This window comes from Pseudomonas fluvialis (assembly GCF_002835605.1).
In the GTDB taxonomy this organism is placed as follows: domain Bacteria; phylum Pseudomonadota; class Gammaproteobacteria; order Pseudomonadales; family Pseudomonadaceae; genus Aquipseudomonas; species Aquipseudomonas fluvialis.
The window spans coordinates 90,738-111,280 of the sequence record NZ_PIYS01000005.1; the positions used below are offsets into that span (position 1 = coordinate 90,738).

The 20,543-nt window shown below is 63.5% G+C and carries 21 protein-coding genes and 1 pseudogene; 14 read left to right on the forward strand and 8 right to left on the reverse strand.

Features of this window, described 5'->3' with window-relative positions; all coding sequences use genetic code 11:
- From CW360_RS17030 to CW360_RS04340, 6 genes and pseudogenes are all read left to right on the forward strand, one after another.
- Window positions 1-716 (forward strand): annotated as a pseudogene (locus CW360_RS17030) (electron transport complex subunit RsxC); the annotation flags it as partial.
- A 49-nt stretch (window positions 717-765) separates the two neighbouring features.
- Window positions 766-1,797 carry an RnfABCDGE type electron transport complex subunit D gene (locus CW360_RS04320; RefSeq protein WP_093984978.1) on the forward strand — a complete coding sequence of 344 codons (1,032 nt, stop codon included), beginning with the start codon at window positions 766-768 and terminating at the stop codon, window positions 1,795-1,797.
- 4 nt (window positions 1,798-1,801) lie between these two features.
- Window positions 1,802-2,440 carry an electron transport complex subunit RsxG gene (rsxG, locus tag CW360_RS04325; protein ID WP_170307356.1) on the forward strand — a complete coding sequence of 213 codons (639 nt, stop codon included), beginning with the start codon at window positions 1,802-1,804 and terminating at the stop codon, window positions 2,438-2,440.
- Window positions 2,433-3,146: an electron transport complex subunit E gene (locus tag CW360_RS04330; RefSeq protein ID WP_093984980.1), complete on the forward strand. Its 714-nt coding sequence runs from the start codon at window positions 2,433-2,435 to the stop codon at window positions 3,144-3,146. The genes rsxG and CW360_RS04330 overlap by 8 nt, the downstream gene beginning before the upstream one ends.
- Window positions 3,147-3,229: 83 nt before the next feature.
- Window positions 3,230-3,868, forward strand: a complete 639-nt coding sequence (gene nth / locus CW360_RS04335; protein ID WP_093984981.1) for an endonuclease III — start codon at window positions 3,230-3,232, stop codon at window positions 3,866-3,868.
- A 108-nt stretch (window positions 3,869-3,976) separates the two neighbouring features.
- Entirely contained in the window at window positions 3,977-4,156 is a 180-nt protein-coding gene (locus CW360_RS04340; RefSeq protein WP_093984982.1) for a PA3496 family putative envelope integrity protein, read from the forward strand.
- Between the two features lie 67 nt (window positions 4,157-4,223).
- Here CW360_RS04340 and CW360_RS04345 read toward each other — a convergent pair whose 3' ends face one another.
- Together CW360_RS04345 and CW360_RS04350 are read right to left on the reverse strand one after the other, a co-directional pair.
- Window positions 4,224-5,447: an argininosuccinate synthase gene (locus CW360_RS04345; protein WP_093984983.1), complete on the reverse strand. Its 1,224-nt coding sequence runs from the start codon at window positions 5,445-5,447 to the stop codon at window positions 4,224-4,226.
- Between the two features lie 97 nt (window positions 5,448-5,544).
- Complete coding sequence (locus tag CW360_RS04350) at window positions 5,545-6,432, reverse strand: flagellar protein MotY (RefSeq protein WP_392529220.1); 888 nt, start codon at window positions 6,430-6,432, stop codon at window positions 5,545-5,547.
- Between the two features lie 127 nt (window positions 6,433-6,559).
- Between CW360_RS04350 and pyrC the strand changes: the two genes are divergently transcribed.
- The 5 genes from pyrC (at window position 6,560) to CW360_RS04375 (ending at window position 11,237) form a co-directional block, all read left to right on the forward strand.
- Window positions 6,560-7,606, forward strand: a complete 1,047-nt coding sequence (gene pyrC / locus CW360_RS04355; RefSeq protein WP_101192860.1) for a dihydroorotase — start codon at window positions 6,560-6,562, stop codon at window positions 7,604-7,606.
- A complete protein-coding gene (gene rnt, locus CW360_RS04360; RefSeq protein WP_101192861.1) occupies window positions 7,603-8,277 on the forward strand; it encodes a ribonuclease T in 675 nt (224 codons plus the stop codon). The genes pyrC and rnt overlap by 4 nt, the downstream gene beginning before the upstream one ends.
- Before the next feature lie 239 nt (window positions 8,278-8,516).
- A complete protein-coding gene (locus CW360_RS04365) occupies window positions 8,517-8,732 on the forward strand; it encodes a bacterioferritin-associated ferredoxin (RefSeq protein ID WP_093984987.1) in 216 nt (71 codons plus the stop codon).
- 129 nt (window positions 8,733-8,861) lie between these two features.
- Window positions 8,862-9,332: a bacterioferritin gene (bfr, locus tag CW360_RS04370; RefSeq protein ID WP_093984988.1), complete on the forward strand. Its 471-nt coding sequence runs from the start codon at window positions 8,862-8,864 to the stop codon at window positions 9,330-9,332.
- Between the two features lie 186 nt (window positions 9,333-9,518).
- Window positions 9,519-11,237: a SulP family inorganic anion transporter gene (locus tag CW360_RS04375; protein ID WP_101192862.1), complete on the forward strand. Its 1,719-nt coding sequence runs from the start codon at window positions 9,519-9,521 to the stop codon at window positions 11,235-11,237.
- Window positions 11,238-11,286: 49 nt separating this feature from the next.
- Here CW360_RS04375 and grxD read toward each other — a convergent pair whose 3' ends face one another.
- The gene (grxD, locus tag CW360_RS04380) at window positions 11,287-11,613 is read right to left on the reverse strand and encodes a Grx4 family monothiol glutaredoxin (RefSeq protein ID WP_093984990.1); all 327 of its coding nucleotides are present in this window, start codon (window positions 11,611-11,613) and stop codon (window positions 11,287-11,289) included.
- A gap of 189 nt (window positions 11,614-11,802) precedes the next feature.
- On the opposite strand from grxD, the gene mog reads away from it, so the two are divergent.
- Entirely contained in the window at window positions 11,803-12,336 is a 534-nt protein-coding gene (gene mog, locus CW360_RS04385; protein ID WP_093984991.1) for a molybdopterin adenylyltransferase, read from the forward strand.
- A 7-nt stretch (window positions 12,337-12,343) separates the two neighbouring features.
- Here mog and CW360_RS04390 read toward each other — a convergent pair whose 3' ends face one another.
- The gene (locus CW360_RS04390) at window positions 12,344-12,958 is read right to left on the reverse strand and encodes a hypothetical protein (RefSeq protein ID WP_101192863.1); all 615 of its coding nucleotides are present in this window, start codon (window positions 12,956-12,958) and stop codon (window positions 12,344-12,346) included.
- Window positions 12,955-15,063, reverse strand: coding sequence for a molybdopterin oxidoreductase family protein (locus tag CW360_RS04395; protein ID WP_101192864.1), 2,109 nt, complete (start codon window positions 15,061-15,063; stop codon window positions 12,955-12,957). The genes CW360_RS04390 and CW360_RS04395 overlap by 4 nt, the downstream gene beginning before the upstream one ends.
- Before the next feature lie 266 nt (window positions 15,064-15,329).
- Between CW360_RS04395 and argF the strand changes: the two genes are divergently transcribed.
- Together argF and CW360_RS04405 are read left to right on the forward strand one after the other, a co-directional pair.
- A complete protein-coding gene (argF, locus tag CW360_RS04400) occupies window positions 15,330-16,247 on the forward strand; it encodes an ornithine carbamoyltransferase (RefSeq protein WP_101192865.1) in 918 nt (305 codons plus the stop codon).
- Window positions 16,244-17,350: an ABC transporter ATP-binding protein gene (locus CW360_RS04405; RefSeq protein ID WP_101192866.1), complete on the forward strand. Its 1,107-nt coding sequence runs from the start codon at window positions 16,244-16,246 to the stop codon at window positions 17,348-17,350. Before argF ends, CW360_RS04405 begins: the two co-directional genes overlap by 4 nt.
- Here the strand turns inward: CW360_RS04405 and CW360_RS04410 are convergent.
- The 3 genes from CW360_RS04410 to CW360_RS04420 form a co-directional block, all read right to left on the reverse strand.
- The gene (locus tag CW360_RS04410) at window positions 17,332-18,402 is read right to left on the reverse strand and encodes a GGDEF domain-containing protein (protein ID WP_101192867.1); all 1,071 of its coding nucleotides are present in this window, start codon (window positions 18,400-18,402) and stop codon (window positions 17,332-17,334) included. The two genes, CW360_RS04405 and CW360_RS04410, sit on opposite strands and share 19 nt — an antisense overlap.
- Before the next feature lie 182 nt (window positions 18,403-18,584).
- A complete protein-coding gene (glpK, locus tag CW360_RS04415; RefSeq protein WP_093984997.1) occupies window positions 18,585-20,072 on the reverse strand; it encodes a glycerol kinase GlpK in 1,488 nt (495 codons plus the stop codon).
- Between the two features lie 21 nt (window positions 20,073-20,093).
- Window positions 20,094-20,540, reverse strand: coding sequence for a methyltransferase family protein (locus CW360_RS04420; protein WP_101192868.1), 447 nt, complete (start codon window positions 20,538-20,540; stop codon window positions 20,094-20,096).
- Window positions 20,541-20,543: the final 3 nt, after the last annotated feature.

Sequence of the window (20,543 nt, forward strand, 5' to 3'; positions counted from 1 at the left end):
TCAAGGCCCAGCTGCGCAAGCTGGAAAAACTCGACAACCCCAGCAGCGAGCAACAGGCCGAAACCGTCCAGCTGCAACAGCAACTGGCCAGCGCCGAACAGGCCCTGCAGGCCGCCCAGGCCAGCACGCCCAGCACACCGCCAGCCGCAGCTCCCGCCGGCCAGGACGAGGCGCTGAAAAAAGCCAAGATCGAAGCCGCCATGCTCAAGGCCCAGCTGCGCAAGCTGGAAAAACTCGACAGCCCCAGCAGCGAGCAGCAGGCCGAAATCGCCCAGCTGCAACAGCAACTGGCCAGCGCCGAGCAGGCCCTGCAAGCCGCCCAGGCCAGCATACCGCCCGCAACCACATCCGCCGCCCAGGACGACGTCCTGAAAAAGGCCAAGATCGAGCTGGCGATGAAGCGTGCCGAACTCAAGAAAGCGCAGAAAGCCGGTGCCGACCAGGCACAACTGGACAGCCTGCAGGATGCGCTGAACGCTGCCGAACAGGCTCTGCACGACGTGGAAGCCCAACGTGGCGAGCCCACCGCGCGCCAACGCGTGATGCCCAGCGGAGTGGATGACGCCTACAAAGCCTGCAAGACCGAGCTGGCCTTCGCCCGTGCCGACCTGCGCAAACTGGAACGAGACCCGGCCAGCAGCGAAGATGCCCTGGCACAGGCCCGCCAACGCCTGGCCAGTGCCGAGCAACGCCTTGCCGAACTGCCACAGCACTAACCTGCCCGGTGCCGCCAGGCACCGGACACCTTAGCCAACCGGAGCATCCATGGCCCTGCCCCGCATCACCTCGCCCCATGCCAAAGGCAGCAACCGTACCCAGCGGCTGATGACCCTAGTCATCCTGGCTACCCTGCCGGGACTCGGCGTGCTCACCTGGCTGTACGGCATCGGCAACCTGGTCAACCTGCTACTGGCCAGCGCCACCGCGCTGCTGGTCGAAGCGCTGGTGCTGAAGATTCGCCAACGCCCGCTGGTTTTTTTCCTCAATGACCGCAGCGCGCTATTGAGCGCCGTGCTGCTGGCCCTGGCACTGCCTCCCTACGCCCCCTGGTGGTTGACCGTCATTGCCAGCGCCAGCGCCCTGCTGCTGGGCAAGCACCTGTATGGCGGCCTCGGGCAGAATCCCTTCAACCCGGCCATGCTCGGCTATGTGGTGGTGCTGATTTCCTTTCCGTTGGAAATGACCCGTTGGCCCGGCATCGCTCAGGTCAGCCCCGGCGAAGGTCTGCAACTCATCTTTGGCCTGGCCCCGCTCGCCGATGGCTGGGTGCAGGCCACCGTGCTCGACACCCTCAAGCTCAACCACAGCCTGACCCTGCAAGAACTCTATGACAGCCATGCTGCCTTCGGCCTGCTGGGCGGTGCCGGCAGCGAATGGGTCAACCTGGCTTTCCTGCTCGGCGGCCTGTTCCTGCTCTACAAGAAGGTCATCAGCTGGCACGCCCCGCTGGGCATGCTGCTGGCTCTGCTGGTAATGAGCCTGCTGTTCTGGAATGGCAGTGGGTCGGCCTCGCACGGTTCGCCCCTGCTGCACCTGCTCAGTGGTGCCACCATGCTCGGCGCATTCTTCATCATCACCGACCCCGTTTCCGGTGCCACCAGCCCGCGTGGCCGCCTGGTGTTCGGCATGGGCGTCGGCATTATCCTGTACGTCATCCGGGCCTGGGGCGGTTACCCCGACGCCATGGCCTTTGCCGTTCTGCTGATGAACCTGGCAGCACCGACCATCGACTACTACACCCGTCCGCGCACCTACGGCCATCGCCAGGCCGAGCGCGGCTTCAAGCTCGGGGAATAAACCCATGCTCCCGGAAGTTTCCCGCTCCATGCTGAAGAACAGCCTGCTGTTGGGGGTGTTCGCGGTAATCACCGTAGGCAGTGTCAGCCTGCTGCGGCAGGGCACAGCCGAGCGTATCGTCGCTGCGGAACGCGCCATGCAACAACGCGCCCTGGAGGAAATACTACCGACAGGTAGCTACGACCAGCTGTTGCTCGATAGCCCACTACAGCTAACCGACCCACTGCTCGGCAGCAAACTCGCCCAGCCTGCCTATCGCGCCGTGCGCGCGGGCCAGACCAGCGCCGTGATCCTGCGCACTACCGCGACGGACGGCTACAGCGGTGCCATTCAGCTGCTCGTAGCCATCCAGGCCGACGGCCGATTGGCCGGCGTCCGCACCTTGCAGCACCGCGAGACCCCCGGCCTGGGCGACAAGATCGAGCACCTCAAGCACCCCTGGATCCTTGGTTTCACTGGCAAATCTCTACAGGACCCGCAGAGCAGCGGCTGGGCCGTGAAGAAAGACGGCGGCCAGTTCGACCAGTTTGCCGGCGCCACCATCACCCCCCGCGCCGTGGTCAAGGCCGTGCACCAGGCCCTGCGTTACTTCGACGCGCACCGCAACGAACTGCTCGCTACCGAGGAGGCTTCCCGTGGCTAAACCCAGCTATCGCGACATTGCCAGCAACGGCCTGTGGCACAACAACCCGGCGCTGGTCCAACTGCTCGGTCTGTGCCCCCTGCTCGGCGTGAGTAACTCGGCAGTCAACGCACTGGGGCTGGCGCTGGCAACCTGCGTGGTACTGACCTGCTCCAACCTCGCCGTGTCGCTGGCCCGCGGTGTGGTCAAAAGTGCCGTGCGCCTGCCGGTGTTCGTGATGATCATCGCCGCGCTGACCACCTGTATCGAACTGCTGATGCAGGCTTTCACCTACGAGCTGTACCAGATACTGGGCATTTTCATCCCGCTGATCACCACCAACTGCGTGATTCTCGGCCGAGCCGATGGTTTTGCCGCCAAGCATGATCCTGCACGTGCCGCCTTTGACGGCCTGATGATGTCACTGGGCTTTGGCCTGGTACTGGTTCTGCTCGGCGCACTGCGCGAACTGCTCGGCAGCGGCACGCTGTTCGCCAACATGCATTTGCTGTTCGGCCCCATGGCCAGCGACTGGACATTCAGCCTGCCCAGCAATTATCCCGGCTTCCTGCTGGCTATCCTGCCGCCGGGCGCCTTCATCGTCATGGGACTGCTGATTGCCCTGAAAAACCGTAGTGACGAGATCCTGAGCGAGCGGGCCAAGGCGCGCCAGGTCGCTGCGCCAGCCGTCAGTCGGCGCGTACGCGTCACCGGAGTCATCGAGTGAGCGCCAACCGGCTGCCGCCCTGCGCTCCTGTTACCACACTAGCGCTCGACATGACGCATTAACTGAAGGCTTGTAGCTCACCCATGAATGCCGCCAAGCGCCTGGAAATCTTCCGCCGCCTGCATGAAGACAATCCCGAGCCGAAGACCGAGCTCAACTACAGCTCACCTTTCGAGCTGCTGATTGCGGTGATTCTCTCCGCACAGGCCACCGACGTGGGCGTGAACAAAGCCACTGCGCGCCTGTTTCCGCTGGCCCGTACGCCGCAGGCCATGTACGCGCTGGGCTACGAGGGGCTGTGCGAGCACATCAAGACCATCGGCCTGTATCCAACCAAGGCACGCAATGTCCTCGAGACCTGCCGGCTGCTGGTCGAGCGGCATGGCGGCGAGGTGCCACAAACCCGTGAAGAGCTGGAAGCGCTACCCGGCGTCGGCCGCAAGACCGCCAACGTGGTACTCAACACCGCCTTCCGCCAGCCAGCCATGGCCGTGGACACGCATATCTTCCGGGTCAGCAACCGCACCGGCATCGCCCCCGGCAAGAATGTGCTGGAGGTCGAGAAAAAACTCCTCAAGTTCGTTCCCAAGGATTACCTGCTGGACGCCCACCACTGGCTGATCCTGCATGGTCGCTATGTATGCCAGGCACGCAAGCCTCGCTGCGGCAGTTGTCGTATCGAAGACCTGTGCGAATTCAAGGGCAAGACCAGTGACGATTGAGCATCATCATGTTTAGCCAAGCTACTGATTGAAAAAATCTTTTTTACCCGCTCCGGGTTTGCCGCTATAAGGTGCGCGAAACCTGCCCCCTGCCTCCCGGAGTCAAGCATGAGTGCCAAAGAAGAAATCGAGCTTGAAGACGACCTTGTCGCAGATGACAGCGATGACACGGATGATGCGCCGGTCGAAGTGGCCAAGACCAACCTGACCAAGCGTCGCATCATCGACAACCTGCTGGAAGAGCGACGCCTGCAGAAAGACCTGGCCGATTACGACTACGATTTCTGAAGGAAAACGCCCACAAAAAACCCCTGCCAGTTACCTGGCAGGGGTTTTTTGTGGCTGAGCAGTCCGCTTAGTTGAGCGGGCTGCGACCCTTGCCGGCAGCGATGCGCATGCGCAGCGCGTTCAGCTTGATGAAACCAGCCGCGTCGGCCTGGTTGTAGGCACCGCCATCTTCCTCGAAGGTCGCGATGTTGGCGTCGAACAGCGAGTCGTCGGACTTGCGCCCGGTGACGATGACGTTGCCCTTGTACAGCTTCAGGCGCACCACGCCGTTCACGTTGGCCTGCGAGGCGTCGATCATCTGCTGCAGCATCAGACGCTCCGGGCTCCACCAGTAGCCGTTGTAGATCAGGCTGGCGTACTTGGGCATCAGCTCGTCTTTCAGGTGCGCCACTTCACGGTCGAGGGTGATCGACTCGATGGCCCGGTGGGCACGCAGCATGATGGTGCCGCCGGGGGTCTCGTAGCAGCCGCGCGACTTCATGCCGACGTAGCGGTTCTCGACGATGTCCAGGCGGCCGATGCCGTTCTCGCCACCGATGCGGTTCAGCTCGGTGAGGACCTGCGCCGGGGTCATGGCCTGGCCGTCGATGGCGACGATGTCACCGTTGCGGTAGGTCAGCTCGATGTAGGTCGGGGTGTTCGGCGCGGCTTCCGGCGACTTGGTCCAGCGCCACATGTCTTCTTCGTGCTCGGTCCAGGTGTCTTCCAGCACGCCGCCCTCGTAAGAGATATGCAGCAGGTTGGCGTCCATGGAATAGGGCGACTTCTTGCCGGCCTTGGCGAAATCCACCGGGATCTTGTGCTTGGCAGCGTAGTCCATCAGCTTCTCGCGCGACAGCAGGTCCCACTCGCGCCAGGGGGCGATGACCTTGACGCCCGGCTTGAGCGCATAGGCGCCCAGCTCGAAGCGCACCTGGTCGTTGCCCTTGCCGGTGGCGCCGTGCGAGATGGCGTCGGCGCCGGTCTCGTTGGCGATTTCGATCAGGCGCTTGGCGATCAGCGGACGGGCGATGGAAGTACCCAGCAGGTACTCACCTTCGTAGATGGTGTTGGCGCGGAACATCGGGAAGACGAAGTCACGCACGAACTCTTCGCGCAGGTCGTCGATGTAGATTTCCTTGACGCCCATGGCCTGGGCCTTGGCGCGGGCCGGCTCGACCTCCTCGCCCTGGCCGAGGTCGGCGGTGAAGGTCACCACTTCGCAGTTATAGGTGTCTTGCAGCCACTTGAGGATCACCGAGGTGTCCAGGCCACCGGAATAGGCCAGAACTACCTTCTTTACGTCCGCCATGCCATCCACTCCACGGGGTTGTACGAAAACCGTGGATTCTACTGGCCTTGCCGGGGGATTTACAGGGGCGCGACACGACCGGGCAGGCAAGCGACGTTCAGGGGGCCTCGGCGCTCAACAACGGCTCACGCGACAAGGTGACCGTCACCCGGCGGTTTTTCGCCCGGTTGCCGGCACTGTCATTGCGCACCAGGGGATAACGCTCGCCATGAAAGCGCAGGGTCATACGCTCTTCGGCAATGCCCTTGGACTTGAAGTAATCGAACACCGCCATGGCCCGACGCCGCGACAGGTCGCGATTGAGCAGGCGATTGCCGCTGTTGTCGGAATGCCCGTCCAACTCGATGCGCAACACGCTGGGATCGGCCTGCATATAGTCGAGAATCACATCGAGCACACCCCTGGCCCGGTCATCCAACTCGATACCGCCGCCGGGAAAGCCGACCTGGGTATTGCGCAACTGGTCGAAGTTGACCGGCAACAGCTTGGCCGTACAGGCCTGGTAGCGCGCATAAGCCTCAGCGAAACGTGCCGGTAGCAGACGCACTTCAAGGGGTTGAGCACCGTGCAGGGTGCGGTGGCGTACCAGCGGGCTGCGCCCCTGCAGCAAGCCAGCCAGCAGACGCCCGGCCTGTTCCTGACTGCTCGTGACCGGCACATCGCCGACCCCGGCCTGCAACGTCCCCAGGTTCAAGTCACCGCGCTGTGCCTGCCAGGGTGCGGCCGCGGCCAGCAGGGTGGCGCCTCCCGGGGCAAACCAGCGCTCCTGACTGCGCAGACGAAAGGTCGCCTGCTCACCTGCGCGACGCACGAACTCACCCGTGCCGAACTGATGAATCGGCTGACTCAGACGGCACTCGAACTGATCACCCTCGACCTGCCATTCGATACGCTCCAGGCGAGTCTGGAACGTCAATGCCTGTGCCTGCTGGCAAAGCAGCACGGCAGACAGCGAGAGCAGCAGCGATGGCAGCGGCTTGAGCACGACAGACTCCAGAAAGACACGGCATACATCCGCGCTATCGGTCAGCCGGGGAAAAACTTGAAGGCCGTGCCGCAAAAGCCCTTTTCCGGTAGCATGCGGCCATCGTTCGACCCGCCTGGAATCCTGCATGTCCGACCGCATTACCCTGCTGCGCCCCGACGACTGGCACATCCACCTGCGTGATGGAGCCGTGCTCCAGCACACCGTCCGCGATGCCGCACGCAGCTTCGCCCGCGCCATCATCATGCCCAACCTGGTCCCTCCGGTACGTAATGCCGTCCAGGCTGACGCCTATCGCCAGCGCATCCTCGCGGCCCGCCCGGCAGGCAGTTCGTTCGAACCGCTGATGGTTCTCTACCTCACCGACCATACCAGTCCCGAGGATGTGCGCGCGGCCAAGGCCAGCGGTTTCGTTCACGCAGCCAAACTCTACCCGGCCGGCGCCACCACAAACTCCGACTCGGGGGTAACCCGCATCGACACCATCTTCCCGACACTGGAAGCCATGGCCGAAGTCGGCATGCCACTGCTGGTTCACGGTGAAGTAACCCGCGCCGAGATCGACGTGTTCGACCGCGAGAAAGCCTTTATCGACGAACACCTGACCCGCGTGGTCGAACGCTTCCCGACGCTCAAGGTAGTCTTCGAGCACATCACCACACGCGATGCCGTGCAGTTCGTGCAGGGCGCCTCAACCCAGGTTGGCGCCACCATCACCGCCCATCACCTGCTGTACAACCGCAACCACATGCTGGTTGGCGGTATTCGCCCGCACTTCTACTGCCTGCCGATCCTCAAGCGCAACACGCATCAGGAAGCCCTGCTCGACGCGGCAACCAGCGGCAGCGCCAAGTTCTTCCTCGGCACCGATTCGGCGCCACACGCCCAGCACGCCAAGGAAGCGGCCTGCGGCTGCGCCGGCTGCTACACCGCCTATGCCGCCATCGAGCTGTATGCCGAAGCCTTCGAGCAACGCCATGCGCTGGACAAGCTGGAAGGCTTTGCCAGCCTGCACGGCCCGGACTTCTATGGCCTGCCGCGCAATACCGACCGCATCACCCTGGTCCGTGAAGACTGGGTAGCCCCGACCGAGCTGCCACTGGGTGAGCAGCGTGTCATCCCGCTGCGCGCCGGGGAAAAACTGCGCTGGCGCCTGCTGGAGCAATCGGTATGAGTGAAGAACATTACGACGACGAACTGGATGGCAGCCTGCCGCCCGGACCGCGCCACCCGATGGCGGCACGCTTTCGCGGTTACCTGCCGGTAGTGGTCGATGTCGAGACCGGCGGTTTCAATGCCGCCACTGACGCGCTGCTGGAGATCGCCGCGACCATCATCGGCATGGACGAAGGCGGCTTCCTCTATCCGCAGCACACCTACTTCTTCCGTATCGAGCCCTTCGAGGGCGCCAATATCGAGCAGGCTGCCCTGGAGTTCACCGGCATCAAACTGGATCACCCGCTGCGCCAGGCGGTCAGCGAAGAGCATGCGCTCAGCGAAATCTTCCGCGGCCTGCGCAAGTCGATCAAAGCCAATGGCTGCAAACGCGCCATTCTGGTGGGCCACAACAGCAGCTTCGATCTTGGCTTCCTGAATGCCGCTGTGGCGCGCTGCGAAATCAAGCGCAACCCCTTCCATCCTTTTTCCAGCTTCGACACCGCGACGCTGGCTGGGTTGGCCTACGGACAGACTGTGCTGGCCAAAGCCTGCCAGGCGGCCGGTATTGCCTTCGACGGCCGTGAAGCCCATTCGGCACGCTATGACACGGAAAAGACCGCCGAACTGTTCTGCGGCATCGTCAACCGCTGGAAGGAACTCGGCGGCTGGGACGACTTCGAGCACTGACCGGCAGCGCCTTGCGCTGGCAAAGCTGCTGGCGCAAGGCATACCTCAGCGACAAGCACCGATTATCCAAGCCAACCCGCCACGCCGCCCCCTCGCCTATTCTCCCCTCTGGCCTACCTGGCCCGCTGTGCCTGAACGCTCGATGTCTCAGCAGCATGCCCAGCAGCCACAGAATCTTTGACAATCATTCTCGTTAACATTAGTATCTGTTTCACCTTAACCAGATACGGTTTTCTGCCATGTACGTCTGTCTTTGTATGGGTGTAACCGACGGCCATATCCGTGAAGCCATCATGGAAGGCTGCAGTAGCTATGCCGAAGTCCGCCAGGCCACCGAAGTCGGCACCCAGTGCGGCAAATGCGCCTGCATGGCCAAGCAGGTCTTCCGCGACAGCCTGGCAGACCTGCACAATGCCCAGGCCATGGCCGTCAGCGCGCCCTTCCATCACGCCTGACCCGCCGCCATCCCCCAGTCATTATCAAGTGCACTGTATTTGCATTTGATTTCAAGCACTTGCATTTGACAGCCGCACGTTCGCCGACCAGACTCCTGAGATCGTGACCCCCTCACCCAGGAGCCGCACATGAAAGGCGACAAGAAAGTCATCCAGCACCTGAACAAGATCCTCGGCAACGAGCTGGTGGCCATCAACCAGTACTTCCTGCATGCCCGCATGTTCGAGGACTGGGGTCTGAAAAAGCTGGGCGAGCATGAGTATCACGAGTCCATCGACGAGATGAAGCATGCCGACAAGCTGATCAAGCGCATCCTGTTCCTCGAAGGCCTGCCCAACCTGCAGGATCTCGGCAAGCTGCACATTGGCGAGAACACCCAGGAAATGCTCGCCTCCGACCTCAAGCTGGAAATCAAGGGCATTGCCGACCTGCGTGACGCCATTGCCTACTGCGAAAGCGCTGGCGACTATGGCAGCCGCGAACTGCTGGAAGACATTCTCGAATCCGAGGAAGAACACATCGACTGGCTGGAAACCCAGCTGAGCCTGATTGATGCGGTCGGCCTGCAAAACTACCTGCAGTCACAAATGGACGAATAAGTAGCGTGCATGAAAACGGGAGCCCAAAGGCTCCCGCTTCTTTGAAAGCCGGCCCCAGCCCCCAGACCGTGCCTGAAGAGCCATCCCAGTACCACTTGAACGGACCCTTCAGCCCCGCTACGCCTGTCGAATACGGCAGACCAGTCAACAAGCTGATCTGCATACAGCCCAGAACGAGACACTCAGGTGGCAGAAGCCTCTCGCGCCCCCCAACCGCCTTCACGCTGGCTGCCTGGCCTGGCCCTGCTGCGTAGTTATCCGCGCGCCTGGCTGGGACACGATCTGCTGGCCGGACTGGTATTGACCAGCATGCTGGTGCCGGTCGGCATCGCTTATGCCGAAGCGTCCGGTGTGCCGGGCATCTATGGGCTGTACGCGAGCATCGTGCCGCTGCTGGCCTATGCGCTGTTCGGCCCCAGCCGGATTCTCGTGCTGGGCCCGGATTCAGCGCTCGCGGCGTTGATTCTCGCCGTGGTGCTACCGTTGTCCGCTGGCGATCCACTGCGTGCGGTCAGCCTGGCCAGCATGATGGCGCTGGTCGCCGGAGCCACCTGCATACTGGCCGGTCTGCTGCGTCTGGGTTTCGTCACCGAGCTGCTCTCCAAGCCCATCCGCTATGGCTACATGAACGGTATCGCGCTGACCGTACTGATCAGCCAGTTACCCAAGCTGGGCGGTTTCAGCATCGACAGCCAAGGGCCGCTGCAGGACCTGCTGCAACTGACCCGTGCCGCAGCCGCCAATCAGTTCAACCCCTACAACCTGGCCGTCGGTCTCGGCACCCTGCTGCTGATCCTGGCGCTCAAGCGCTATCGTCGGGTGCCAGGCATCCTTATCGCGGTGACACTGGCTACCCTGGCAGTGGGCGTGTTCGACCTTGAGCAACAGGGTGTTGGTGTCCTTGGCAGCCTGCCCCGCGGCTTGCCCAGTTTCAGCTGGCCGTGGCTCAGCGATACTGACCTGCTGGCCGTAGTCATCGGCGGCATAACCACCGCACTGGTGGCCTTTGCCGATACCAGCGTGTTGTCGCGCAGCTATGCCGCGCGCACCCGACAACAGGTCGACCCCAATCAGGAAATGCTCGCGCTGGGGGCCGCCAATCTGCTCGGCGGGCTATTCCAGAGTTTCCCGGTCAGTAGCAGCGCCTCGCGCACACCGGTTGCTGAGGCGGCCGGCGCACGCAGCCAACTAGCCGGGGTTGTCGCCGCACTGGGTGTCGCCACGCTGCTGCTGGCCGCTCCCGACCTGCTGGCGTTGTTACCACACAGCGCGCTGGCCGCCGTGGTCATTGCTGCGGTGATCGGCCTGTTCGAAATACGCGACCTGCAGCGCATCTATCGCATCCAGCAATGGGAGTTCTGGCTATCCATGGCCTGCTTCGCCGGGGTACTGGCGTTTGGCGTGATACCCGGCATTGGCCTGGCCATCGTCCTGGCCGTACTGGAATTTCTCTGGGATGGCTGGCGCCCGTACTATGCGGTGCTCGGCAGGGTGGAAGGTATTCGCGGCTTCCACGATATCAGCCGCCATCCGAATGCCCGGCTGATCCCCGGCTTGGTGTTGCTACGCTGGGATGCCCCGCTGTTTTTCGCCAACGCCGAGCTGTTTCAGCAGAGCGTACTCAAGGTGCTGGGCGAATCCCCAACCCCCGTACGGCGCCTGGTGGTGGCTGCGGAGCCGGTCACCAGCGTGGATGTCACCAGTGCCGACATGCTGGCTGAGCTGCAAGACTACCTGCACAACACGGGCATCGAGCTGCACTTTGCCGAGGTCAAGGGACCGGTCAAGGACAAGCTGCGCCGTTTCGGCCTACTGGGTCCCGCTGACGAAACGCGTTTCCAGCCTACGGTGGCCGCTGCCGTGGATGCCTACCTGCACGATTACCAGATCGACTGGCAACGCTGAAACAAAAAACCCGCAGCATGCTGCGGGTTTGCCATGCGCGGCGGAACGCTTACTCGGCGGCTTTGGCCACAGCGTCCTTGATCAGGGTCTGCAGCTCACCCTTCTCGAACATCTCGGTGATGATATCGCTACCGCCCACCAGCTCACCGGCCACCCACAGCTGCGGGAAGGTCGGCCAGTTGGCGTACTTGGGCAGATTGGCGCGAATCTCCGGGTTCTGCAGGATGTCCACATAGGCGAACTTCTCACCACAGCCCATCACGGCCTGTGCGGCACGCGAGGAAAACCCGCACTGCGGGGCGTTTGGCGAGCCCTTCATGTAGAGCAGGACGGTGTTGCTGGCGATCTGGTCTTTGATGGTTTCGATGATATCCACGGAGCACCTCATATTGGCTTTCCCGGCTCGACCCGGGCACGATCGCGGCGATTCTAGCGCAAAGCCGAGCGCAAGGCTCGGGCTTTAATGGCGACATTCCTGATCGCCGGCAAGGCACCGCCAGGACTGCAGCAGCCAGGCTTTTGCTAAGATCCCCCGACTCTCGACGACCCACAAGGAACCCTACCCATGACCCAGGCCGCCCGCATCGGCGTACTCACCGTCAGCGACCGTGCCAGTGCCGGGGTGTACGAAGACCTCTCCGGACAGAGCATCATCGACACCCTCAACGACTACCTCGACAGCGCCTGGGAAGCCGTTTACCGGGTAATTCCCGACGAACAGCCGCTGATCGAGAGCACCCTCATCGAACTGGCCGACCAGCACGGCTGCTGCCTGATCGTCACCACCGGCGGCACCGGTCCGGCCGCACGCGACGTCACCCCGGAGGCCACCGAGGCCGTCTGCCAGCGCATGATGCCGGGCTTTGGCGAACTGATGCGCAGCGAGTCACTGAAGTATGTGCCCACCGCCATCCTCTCCCGGCAAACCGCCGGGCTGCGCGGCCAGTGCCTGATCATCAACCTGCCCGGCAAGCCCAAGGCGATTCGCCAGTGCCTGGATGCGGTTTTTCCTGCCGTGCCCTACTGTATCGACCTGATGGACGGCCCCTACCTGCAGTGCAACGAGGCGGTGATCAAGGCGTTCCGGCCCAAGGCCTGATGCCACCTCACCACCAGCGGGCCAGGCTGGCGCGGGCTTCGCCCAGCCAGACCAGCGTCTGCAGCTTGAACAGCGCCCAGCGATCACCGTCCTGCAGCTCCGCTTCGCCACAGCGAGGGTCGGAGCGTTGTAGCGCACCAATCATCTGCCGGGTCACCGGGATGCTTTCGCAGCCATGGTTATCTTCGCAAACAAAGTCCCAGGGTTGGCGTGCCGGGGCGTGGCAGGCAAAACAGTTGCCGCCGAAGCGGTTGTTGACCTCGGCAAAGCCACGCGCACGAATCTGCGTACCCTGTGCGCTGACCTCCAGTTCGAAGAATTCCCAGTCGCCGGTCGCCGGGCTGAAACCGGCCTCACGCTTGACCATGGCCTCGCCCGGCACCAGCTGGATCAGCGTGCCGGGCGGATAGATCGCCCCTTCAGGAGCATTCGCCGCCGCCAGGCTAGCGGGCAGGTTGCCCAGCAGGTTAGTCAGATAAAAATGCCGCACCGGCGTCATCTCGCGAATGCAGCCGAAGTGTTGCGCCTCTACCGTTACCGGCACTTCGGCTTGCACGGGTACACCCAGTAGGCTGCACACGCCCAGCAAACCCGCCAGCCTACGCCTGGATTGACGATTCATAAGCCCTCCACCTCCACCGGTACACCGTTAAGCGCGGCATTGCCGGATAGCCCGTCGCGCAAACACTCATCGGTCAGGTCATTGGCACTCACCCCGGGCTGAGCACCGGCGATCGCCAGCTGCCCACCACGCCGCGCGTGCCCCCAGCCATGCGGCAGACTGACCACCCCCGGCATCAGTGCCTCGCTGGCCTGCACCTCCACCTCTAGCGCGCCGACCCGCGAACGCACACGTACCTGCTGGCCATCCTGCAGGCCACGACGGGCCAGGTCCTGCGGGTGCATGTGCAGTTGATGACGGGGCTTACCCTTCACCAGACGCCGGTAGTTATGCATCCAGGAGTTGTTGCTGCGCACATGGCGACGGCCAATCAGCAGCAACTGTTCCGCGGGCAGACGCGGCTCAAGCAGAAAACGCCGCAGCTCGGCCAACAGCAAGGGCGGCGCCAGCTGTACCTGGCCATGCGGCGTTTTCAGGCGTGCCGCCAGGTTCGCCTGCAACGCCCCCAGATCGATGCCATGCGGCTGTTCGCGCAGACGGGCCAGGCTGAGCTGCCAGGGCGAGCGGGCGCCATACGGGCCGTTACGCAGGCCCATGTCGATCATCAGCTCGGGGGCCAGGGTCGGCTTGAGGGTCAACCCGTTACGCGCGGCAAACGCCTGGGCCAGGCCAATGAAGATCTCCCAGTCGTGCAGCGCGCCAGCCGGCTTATCCAGCACGGCTTCGTTGAAGCGCGTGACATTGCGCACCGCCAGGGCATTGAAGGTGGTGTCGTAATGGTCATGCTCCAGCGGTGCGGTGGGCGGCAGGATCAGGTCGGCATGGCAGGTGGTTTCATTGATATACAGGTCCACCGCCAGCATGAAGTCCAGCCCCTGCAGAGCCTTCTGCAGCTGCCGCCCGTTGGGCGTGGAGAGTACCGGGTTGCCGGCCACGCAAACCAGCGCCCGCACCTGGCCGTCACCTGGGCTGAGAATCTCCTCGGCCAACGCCGCCACCGGCAGCTCGCCCGCGTATTCGGGCAACCCGGACACCCGGCTCTGCCAGCGATTGAAATGCCCGCCCGAGGTCATCCCTACCAGATCGAGTGCCGGCTGGGTACACAGGGCGCCACCGACCTGATCGAGGTTGCCGGTGAGCAGGTTGAGCAACTGGATCAGCCACTGACACAGGCTGCCGAAAGCCTGGGTGGAAACACCCATGCGGCCGTAGCACACCGCCCGCTCAGCCGCGGCGAAGTCGCGCGCCAGCTGGCGCAGAGTGCTTTCGGCAATCCCGCAGCGCTCCGCTAGTTGGGCCACGCGCAGTTCGCTCAGCGCCTCCTGCAGGGTCTCAAGGCCGTGCAGCGGCAAATGGCTGGGGCGCGTCAGGCGTTCCTCGAAGAGCGTCAGCAGCATGCCGAGCAGCAGCGCCGCATCGGCACCCGGGCGAATGAACAGGTGCTGGTTGGCCATCGCGGCGGTCTCGCTGCGCCGTGGATCAACCACCACCAGACGCCCGCCGCGTGCCTGCAAGTCGCGCAGGCGCCGCTCGACATCCGGCACCGTCATTAGGCTGCCATTGGAGGCCAGCGGGTTGCCGCCGAGGATCAACATGAACTGTGTGTGATCGATATCCGGGATTGGCAAGAGCATGCCGTGCCCATACATCTGCTGGCTGACCAGGTGATGCGGCAGCTGATCGACCGAGGTCGCCGAGAAACGATTGCGCGTCTTCAGCAGGCCCAGGAAGTAGTTGCTATGGGTCATCAGCCCATAGTTATGCACGCTGGGATTACCCTGGTAGACCGCCACGGACTGCTGGCCATGCGCCGCCTGGATCGCCGTCAGGCGCTCGGCGGCCAGGGCAAAGGCCTCGTCCCAGCCGATCGGCTGCCAGTGTTCACCCACCCGGCGCATCGGCTGGCGCAAGCGGTCAGGGTCGTTCTGGATATCCTGCAGGGCTACCGCCTTGGGGCAGATATGCCCACGGCTGAACGTATCCTCGGCATCGCCCTTGATCGACTGAATAGCCTGCTGCCCGGTGCTGTCGCGGGTCACTTCGATACGCAGGCCACAAATGGCTTCGCACAGGTGGCAGGCACGGTAATGCACGGAGGTGGTCATGGGCCGCTCTCTTGTTATAAAGGTGCAAGCCTCACTATGGCCGGGCCTGCCGCGCCGCGCCAGCCACTGCCTCGCGCTGAATTGGCCGCCATTAGCCAGGCCCATGGTGGCCGGTGGCGGCATTTGCCTGCATGCGCCATTTCCTTATACCATCCGGGCCTTTCCCTTGTTTCGTCGCCCTAGCGCGGCCTTCGCCGCGGTTTCCTCCTTTGTTGTTGCTGCAATAACGCGAAGCCGCGGCCCGGTGTAATAAAAGGTAGTAAGCCATGAGTGCCAGGCACTTTCTCTCCCTGATGGACTGTACCCCCGCCGAACTGCACGGCCTGGTACGCCGCGCTATCGAGCTGAAGGACCTGCGCCGCCAGGGCGTCCTCTACGAACCGCTGAAAGGCCGCATCCTCGGGATGATCTTCGAGAAAGCCTCGACCCGTACCCGCCTGTCCTTCGAGGCCGGGATGATCCAACTGGGCGGCCAGGCGATCTTCCTCTCGCCCCGCGATACCCAACTGGGCCGTGGCGAACCGCTGAGCGACAGCGCCATCGTCATGTCGCGCATGCTCGATGCGGTGATGATCCGCACCTTCGCCCACAGCACCCTGACCGAGTTTGCCGCGTATTCCAGCGTGCCGGTGATCAATGGCCTGTCCGATGACCTGCACCCCTGCCAGTTGATGGCCGACATGCAGACCTTCCAGGAGGCGCGCGGCAGCATCGCCGGCAAGACCGTGGCGTGGATCGGCGACGGCAACAACATGTGCAACAGCTACCTGGAGGCCGCCGTACAGTTCGACTTCCAGATTCGTGTGGCCTGCCCGGCCGGCTTCGAGCCCAAGGCCGAGTTCATCGCCCAGGCTGGCGACCGCCTGCAGATCGTTCGCGATCCCCGTGAAGCAGTAGCCGGCGCCCATCTGGTAAGCACCGATGTCTGGGCTTCCATGGGCCAGGAAGAGGAAGCTCAACAGCGTGCCGAACTGTTCCGGCCCTATCAGGTAAGCCGTGCGCTACTCGACCAGGCCGCCCATGACGTAATTTTCCTGCATTGCCTGCCGGCCCATCGTGGCGAGGAGATCAGCCACGACCTGCTCGATGACCCACGTTCCCTGGCCTGGGACCAGGCCGAGAACCGCATGCACGTGCAGAAGGCACTGCTCGAGTTCCTCGTCATGCATGCCCAGCAGGCATGAGCCAGCTGCTCCTGTCGCTCAGCCAAATGGCCTGCGCCTACGCGGGTCAGACGGTGGTCGAGAACCTCAACCTGCATCTGAATGCCGGCGACATCGGCTGTCTGCTCGGCCCCTCCGGCTGCGGCAAGACCACCACATTGCGCGCGATCGCCGGTTTCGAGCCGCTGGCCAGCGGGGAAATCCGCCTGGCCGACCAGCTCATCTCGCGCAAGGGGTTTACCCTGGCCCCGGAAAAGCGCCGCATCGGCATGGTGTTCCAGGACTACGCGCTGTTCCCGCACCTGAGTGTGGCGCAGAACGTGGCCTTTGGTATTCGCCAGCACCCCGACTGCGCACGCATCTGCGCCGAACTCCTAGAGCTAGTCAAGCTCTCCGGGCTCGGCCAGCGCTACCCGCATGAACTGTCCGGCGGTCAGCAGCAACGCGTGGCGCTGGCTCGCGCGCTGGCTCCCGAACCACAGTTGCTGCTGCTCGACGAGCCCTTCTCCAACCTGGATGGCGAGCTGCGCCGGCGCCTCAGCCAGGAGGTCCGCGAAATCCTCAAGCTGCGCGGCACCAGCGCCATTCTGGTTACCCACGACCAGGAAGAAGCCTTCGCCGTCAGCGACCATATCGGCGTGTTCAACAAGGGCGGTCTGGAACAGTGGGATACCCCGTTCAACCTCTACCATGAACCGCTGACGCCTTTCGTCGCCAGCTTCATCGGCCAGGGCTACTTCATCCGCGGACAGATGCTTACCCCGGACAGCGTACACACCGAGCTGGGGGTCATCCGCGGCAACCGCGCCTACCAGTGGCCAAACGGCAGTTCGGTGGATGTGCTACTGCGCCCTGACGATATCGTCTACGCCCCTGACAGCCCCTTGCAGGCGCGCATCATCGGCAAGACCTTCCTTGGCGCCGCCACCCTGTACCGCCTGCAATTGCCCACCGGCAGCCATCTGGAGGCGATTTTTCCCAGCCATGTCGACCACCTGCCCGGGCAGACCGTCGGCATCAGTGTTGCCGCCGACCACCTGGTAGCCTTTGCCGTACCTGGCAGCGTGGCGGCCCAGGCACCGCTGAGCGACTCCGGCGTACGCCGCTACAGCTCGACCAGTTGATCACGCCCGGCGTGCTTGGCGCGGTACAACGCGTCATCGGCACGCTGCAGGCAATCCTGCCAGTCCTCTTCGGGACGATAAGCACTCATGCCCAGTGACAGGGTCAAACGCAGGCCCGGGCACTGCGCCCACTCCTGCTGCGCCATGGCCAGGCGCAAACGTTGCAACATCTGTCTGGCACCGGCGGTATCGGTACGCGACAGCACCAGCAGGAACTCCTCGCCGCCCATCCGTGCGGCAAAGTCGACATCACGCACCAGGCTCTTGAGCAGGGCGCCCAGCTGGCGCAGCACCGCATCGCCACCGGCATGGCCGTATTGGTCGTTGACCGCCTTGAAGTAATCCAGATCGACCAGGCACAGCACGAACTGGTAGTTGCCTCGGTCAGCCAGGGCTTTCTGCTGGGCCACCAGTTCCTTGACGAAGCGGCGGTTGTACAGCCCGGTCAACTCATCGGTAATCGCCAACTGCTGGATGCGCTCCATGGCCAGACGCAGGTCATGATTGCGCGTCTGCAATACCTGGCGCAGGCCACTCATCTCCAGCCCCAGCAGGCTCACGCCAAACAGCAGCACGAAGAACTCCAGGCCATGCATCAGCTCATCCTGCCAGTTGATCGTCTGGCCACTGCGCAGCATCAGCCAGAGCAGTACCGCATAACAGAGCAGGGTAAATACGCCGACGCGCACAAAGCCGCCCAGTTGCAGGCGGAACGCGCCGAACATCAGCACCACCAGAACCATCATCAGGAACAGGCTGCGCAGGCCCTCGGCATAGTAGGCGGAGATGAAGATCAGCACGATCGCCCAGGCCATCTGCGGCAGGGTCAGGCTGGGGTCACGAAAGTGCAGGTTGAGGTTGAACCAGGTGAATAGCAGGAAACCGGCAAAGCTGCCTATCACCAGCAGGTTGAGCGCCAGCATGCCCAGCAGATCCAGACGCATATGCCCGCTGGCATAGGCCAGCCAGCACAACAGCAGGTGCAGCAGCGAGGCAATGCTCGCCAGCAGGATGCGCCGCAAGCGCAGGCGTTGGTGACGGGAGGGCTGCATCGGCACCTCGTTATATGACGGTGAGCGGGTTATTGAACAGTCAAGGCGAGCGCGCTAGCCAACAGGTCAAGGCAGACCACCTGACATCGAGCAGGCACAGCGCAGCGCGCCTGCCGTAGCACGCGTGCAACGGATCAGGCGCAGTATAGCCGGCCGCCTGCCCTTGCCCAGGCAGCACAGGTTCAGCCCTCGCTGCGCACGCGCTGCACGGCATCCAGCCAACCGGCATACAGACGCTGACGATGCGCCTCCTGCATACGTGGCTGAAAACGTCGCTGCACGTGCCAGTGGCTGGCAATCGCCTGCAAGCTGGGATACCAGCCGAGCTGCAGGCCCGCCAGGTAGGCCACGCCAAGGGCCGTGGTCTCGGTCACCTCGGGGCGCTCCACCGACACACCCAACAGGTCGGCAAGGAACTGCATCAGCCAGTTGTTTTCCACCATGCCGCCGTCCACACGCAGCGCCTGGGGAGCACTGGCGCCGTCCTGCTGCATGGCTTCAAGCAGGTCGCGGGTCTGGTAGCACACCGACTGCAAACCGGCAGTGACGATTTCCTTGATGCCGGTGTCGCGGGTCAGGCCGAAGATCGCTCCCCGCGCCCGCGGGTCCCAGTATGGGGCGCCCAGGCCGGTAAAGGCCGGTACCAGATAGACCCCGCAGGCATCGCCGGTCTGTTCGGCCAACGCCTCGCTGTCACGGGCATGGCTGATCAGCTTGATGCCATCACGCAGCCACTGCAGCGCCGCACCGGCAACAAAGATGCTGCCCTCCACCGCGTAGGTGACCTGGCCATTCAGACGGTAGGCCACCGTGGTCAGCAGGCGGTTGTGCGAGCGCACGGCCTGCGTCCCGGTGTTCTGCACCATGAAGCAGCCGGTGCCATAGGTGCTTTTGACCATGCCAGGCTGGAAGCAGGCCTGACCGATCAGCGCGGCCTGCTGGTCGCCAGCCATACCCATGACCGGTATGGCCGCACCCAGCCAGTGAGCTTCACTGACCCCGAAGTGACTGGCGCAATCGCAGACCTCCGGCAACAGGCTGCGCGGGATGTCGAACAATTCGAGCAGTTGCTCATCCCATTGCTGGCTATGGATGTTGAACAACAGGGTGCGCGAAGCATTACTGGCATCGGTACGGTGAACCTGGCCACCGGTCAGGCGCCACAACAGGAAGCTGTCCACGGTACCGAAGCGCAACTCGCCACGCGCCGCACGCTGGCGGGCACCGGGCACCTGATCGAGCAGCCAGCGCAGTTTGCTCGCGGAGAAATAAGGATCGATCAGCAAGCCGGTACGCTCACTGACCCAGGCCTCGTGTCCGTCGGCCTTGAGCTGCGCGCAATAGTCGGCGGTACGCCGGTCCTGCCAGACGATCGCCGGGTGGATCGGCACCCCTGTCTGCGCATCCCACACCAGGGTCGTTTCGCGCTGATTGGTGATACCGATGGCTGCCACCTGGCTGGCGCACAGTCCACTGTCGGCCAACGCCTGGCGACAGACCTTGAGGGTGCTCAGCCAGAGCTCCTCGCCGTCATGCTCGACCCAGCCATCGCAGGGAAAATACTGTTTGAACTCCTGCTGCGCACTGGCCACAGGCAACCCCTGGGCGCTGAACAGGATGGCCCGGCTGCTCGTCGTACCCTGATCGATAGCCAATAGATACTGGGACATGTGCGTTCCTCGACGATGGGGTTACAGCCAGCGCCGCACGCGGGCCTGGTAGCGCAGAAAATCCTCGCCGAACAGCTGCTGCAGGGCACGCTCCTCGGCAGCGATCTGCCAGCGGTTCATCAGCCAGACAAATACCAGCGGCCCTGGCCAGGCCAGAGGCGCTGCCAGGTACAGCGCCCAGCCAAACAACAGGCAGAGCATGCCCAGGTACATGGGGTTGCGCGTAAACCGGTAGATGCCCCAGCTGACCAGGCGCGAGGCGCGCTCCGGGTGCAGCGGATCGAAGGTGGTACGCGCGCGGCGAAAATGCAGCAGCCCCGCCAGTGCCAGAGCCAGGCCAAGTAACGCCAACAGCACGCCCAACGCGACACGCAGGGTCAACGGCCAGGCCAAGCTCGGCGAAAACGCTGCCAGCAGCGCCATCAACAGGCCGACCAGTACCATCAAGAGGGGGGGAGGCAGACGCATGGG

Excerpts from the sequence above, each read along its gene's own strand:
- CW360_RS04405 (WP_101192866.1), top strand. The coding sequence starts at position 16,244 with ATGAGCCAGCTGCTCCTGTCGCTCAGCCAAATGGCCTGCGCCTACGCG.
- argF (WP_101192865.1), top strand. The coding sequence starts at position 15,330 with ATGAGTGCCAGGCACTTTCTCTCCCTGATGGACTGTACCCCCGCCGAA.
- pyrC (WP_101192860.1), top strand. The coding sequence starts at position 6,560 with ATGTCCGACCGCATTACCCTGCTGCGCCCCGACGACTGGCACATCCAC.
- CW360_RS04420 (WP_101192868.1), bottom strand. The coding sequence starts at position 20,540 with ATGCGTCTGCCTCCCCCCCTCTTGATGGTACTGGTCGGCCTGTTGATG.
- rsxG (WP_170307356.1), top strand. The coding sequence starts at position 1,802 with ATGCTCCCGGAAGTTTCCCGCTCCATGCTGAAGAACAGCCTGCTGTTG.
- glpK (WP_093984997.1), bottom strand. The coding sequence starts at position 20,072 with ATGTCCCAGTATCTATTGGCTATCGATCAGGGTACGACGAGCAGCCGG.
- CW360_RS04395 (WP_101192864.1), bottom strand. The coding sequence starts at position 15,063 with ATGACCACCTCCGTGCATTACCGTGCCTGCCACCTGTGCGAAGCCATT.
- CW360_RS04320 (WP_093984978.1), top strand. The coding sequence starts at position 766 with ATGGCCCTGCCCCGCATCACCTCGCCCCATGCCAAAGGCAGCAACCGT.
- CW360_RS04390 (WP_101192863.1), bottom strand. The coding sequence starts at position 12,958 with ATGAATCGTCAATCCAGGCGTAGGCTGGCGGGTTTGCTGGGCGTGTGC.
- mog (WP_093984991.1), top strand. The coding sequence starts at position 11,803 with ATGACCCAGGCCGCCCGCATCGGCGTACTCACCGTCAGCGACCGTGCC.
- bfr (WP_093984988.1), top strand. The coding sequence starts at position 8,862 with ATGAAAGGCGACAAGAAAGTCATCCAGCACCTGAACAAGATCCTCGGC.
- CW360_RS04340 (WP_093984982.1), top strand. The coding sequence starts at position 3,977 with ATGAGTGCCAAAGAAGAAATCGAGCTTGAAGACGACCTTGTCGCAGAT.
- rnt (WP_101192861.1), top strand. The coding sequence starts at position 7,603 with ATGAGTGAAGAACATTACGACGACGAACTGGATGGCAGCCTGCCGCCC.
- CW360_RS04345 (WP_093984983.1), bottom strand. The coding sequence starts at position 5,447 with ATGGCGGACGTAAAGAAGGTAGTTCTGGCCTATTCCGGTGGCCTGGAC.
- CW360_RS04365 (WP_093984987.1), top strand. The coding sequence starts at position 8,517 with ATGTACGTCTGTCTTTGTATGGGTGTAACCGACGGCCATATCCGTGAA.
- nth (WP_093984981.1), top strand. The coding sequence starts at position 3,230 with ATGAATGCCGCCAAGCGCCTGGAAATCTTCCGCCGCCTGCATGAAGAC.
- CW360_RS04410 (WP_101192867.1), bottom strand. The coding sequence starts at position 18,402 with ATGCAGCCCTCCCGTCACCAACGCCTGCGCTTGCGGCGCATCCTGCTG.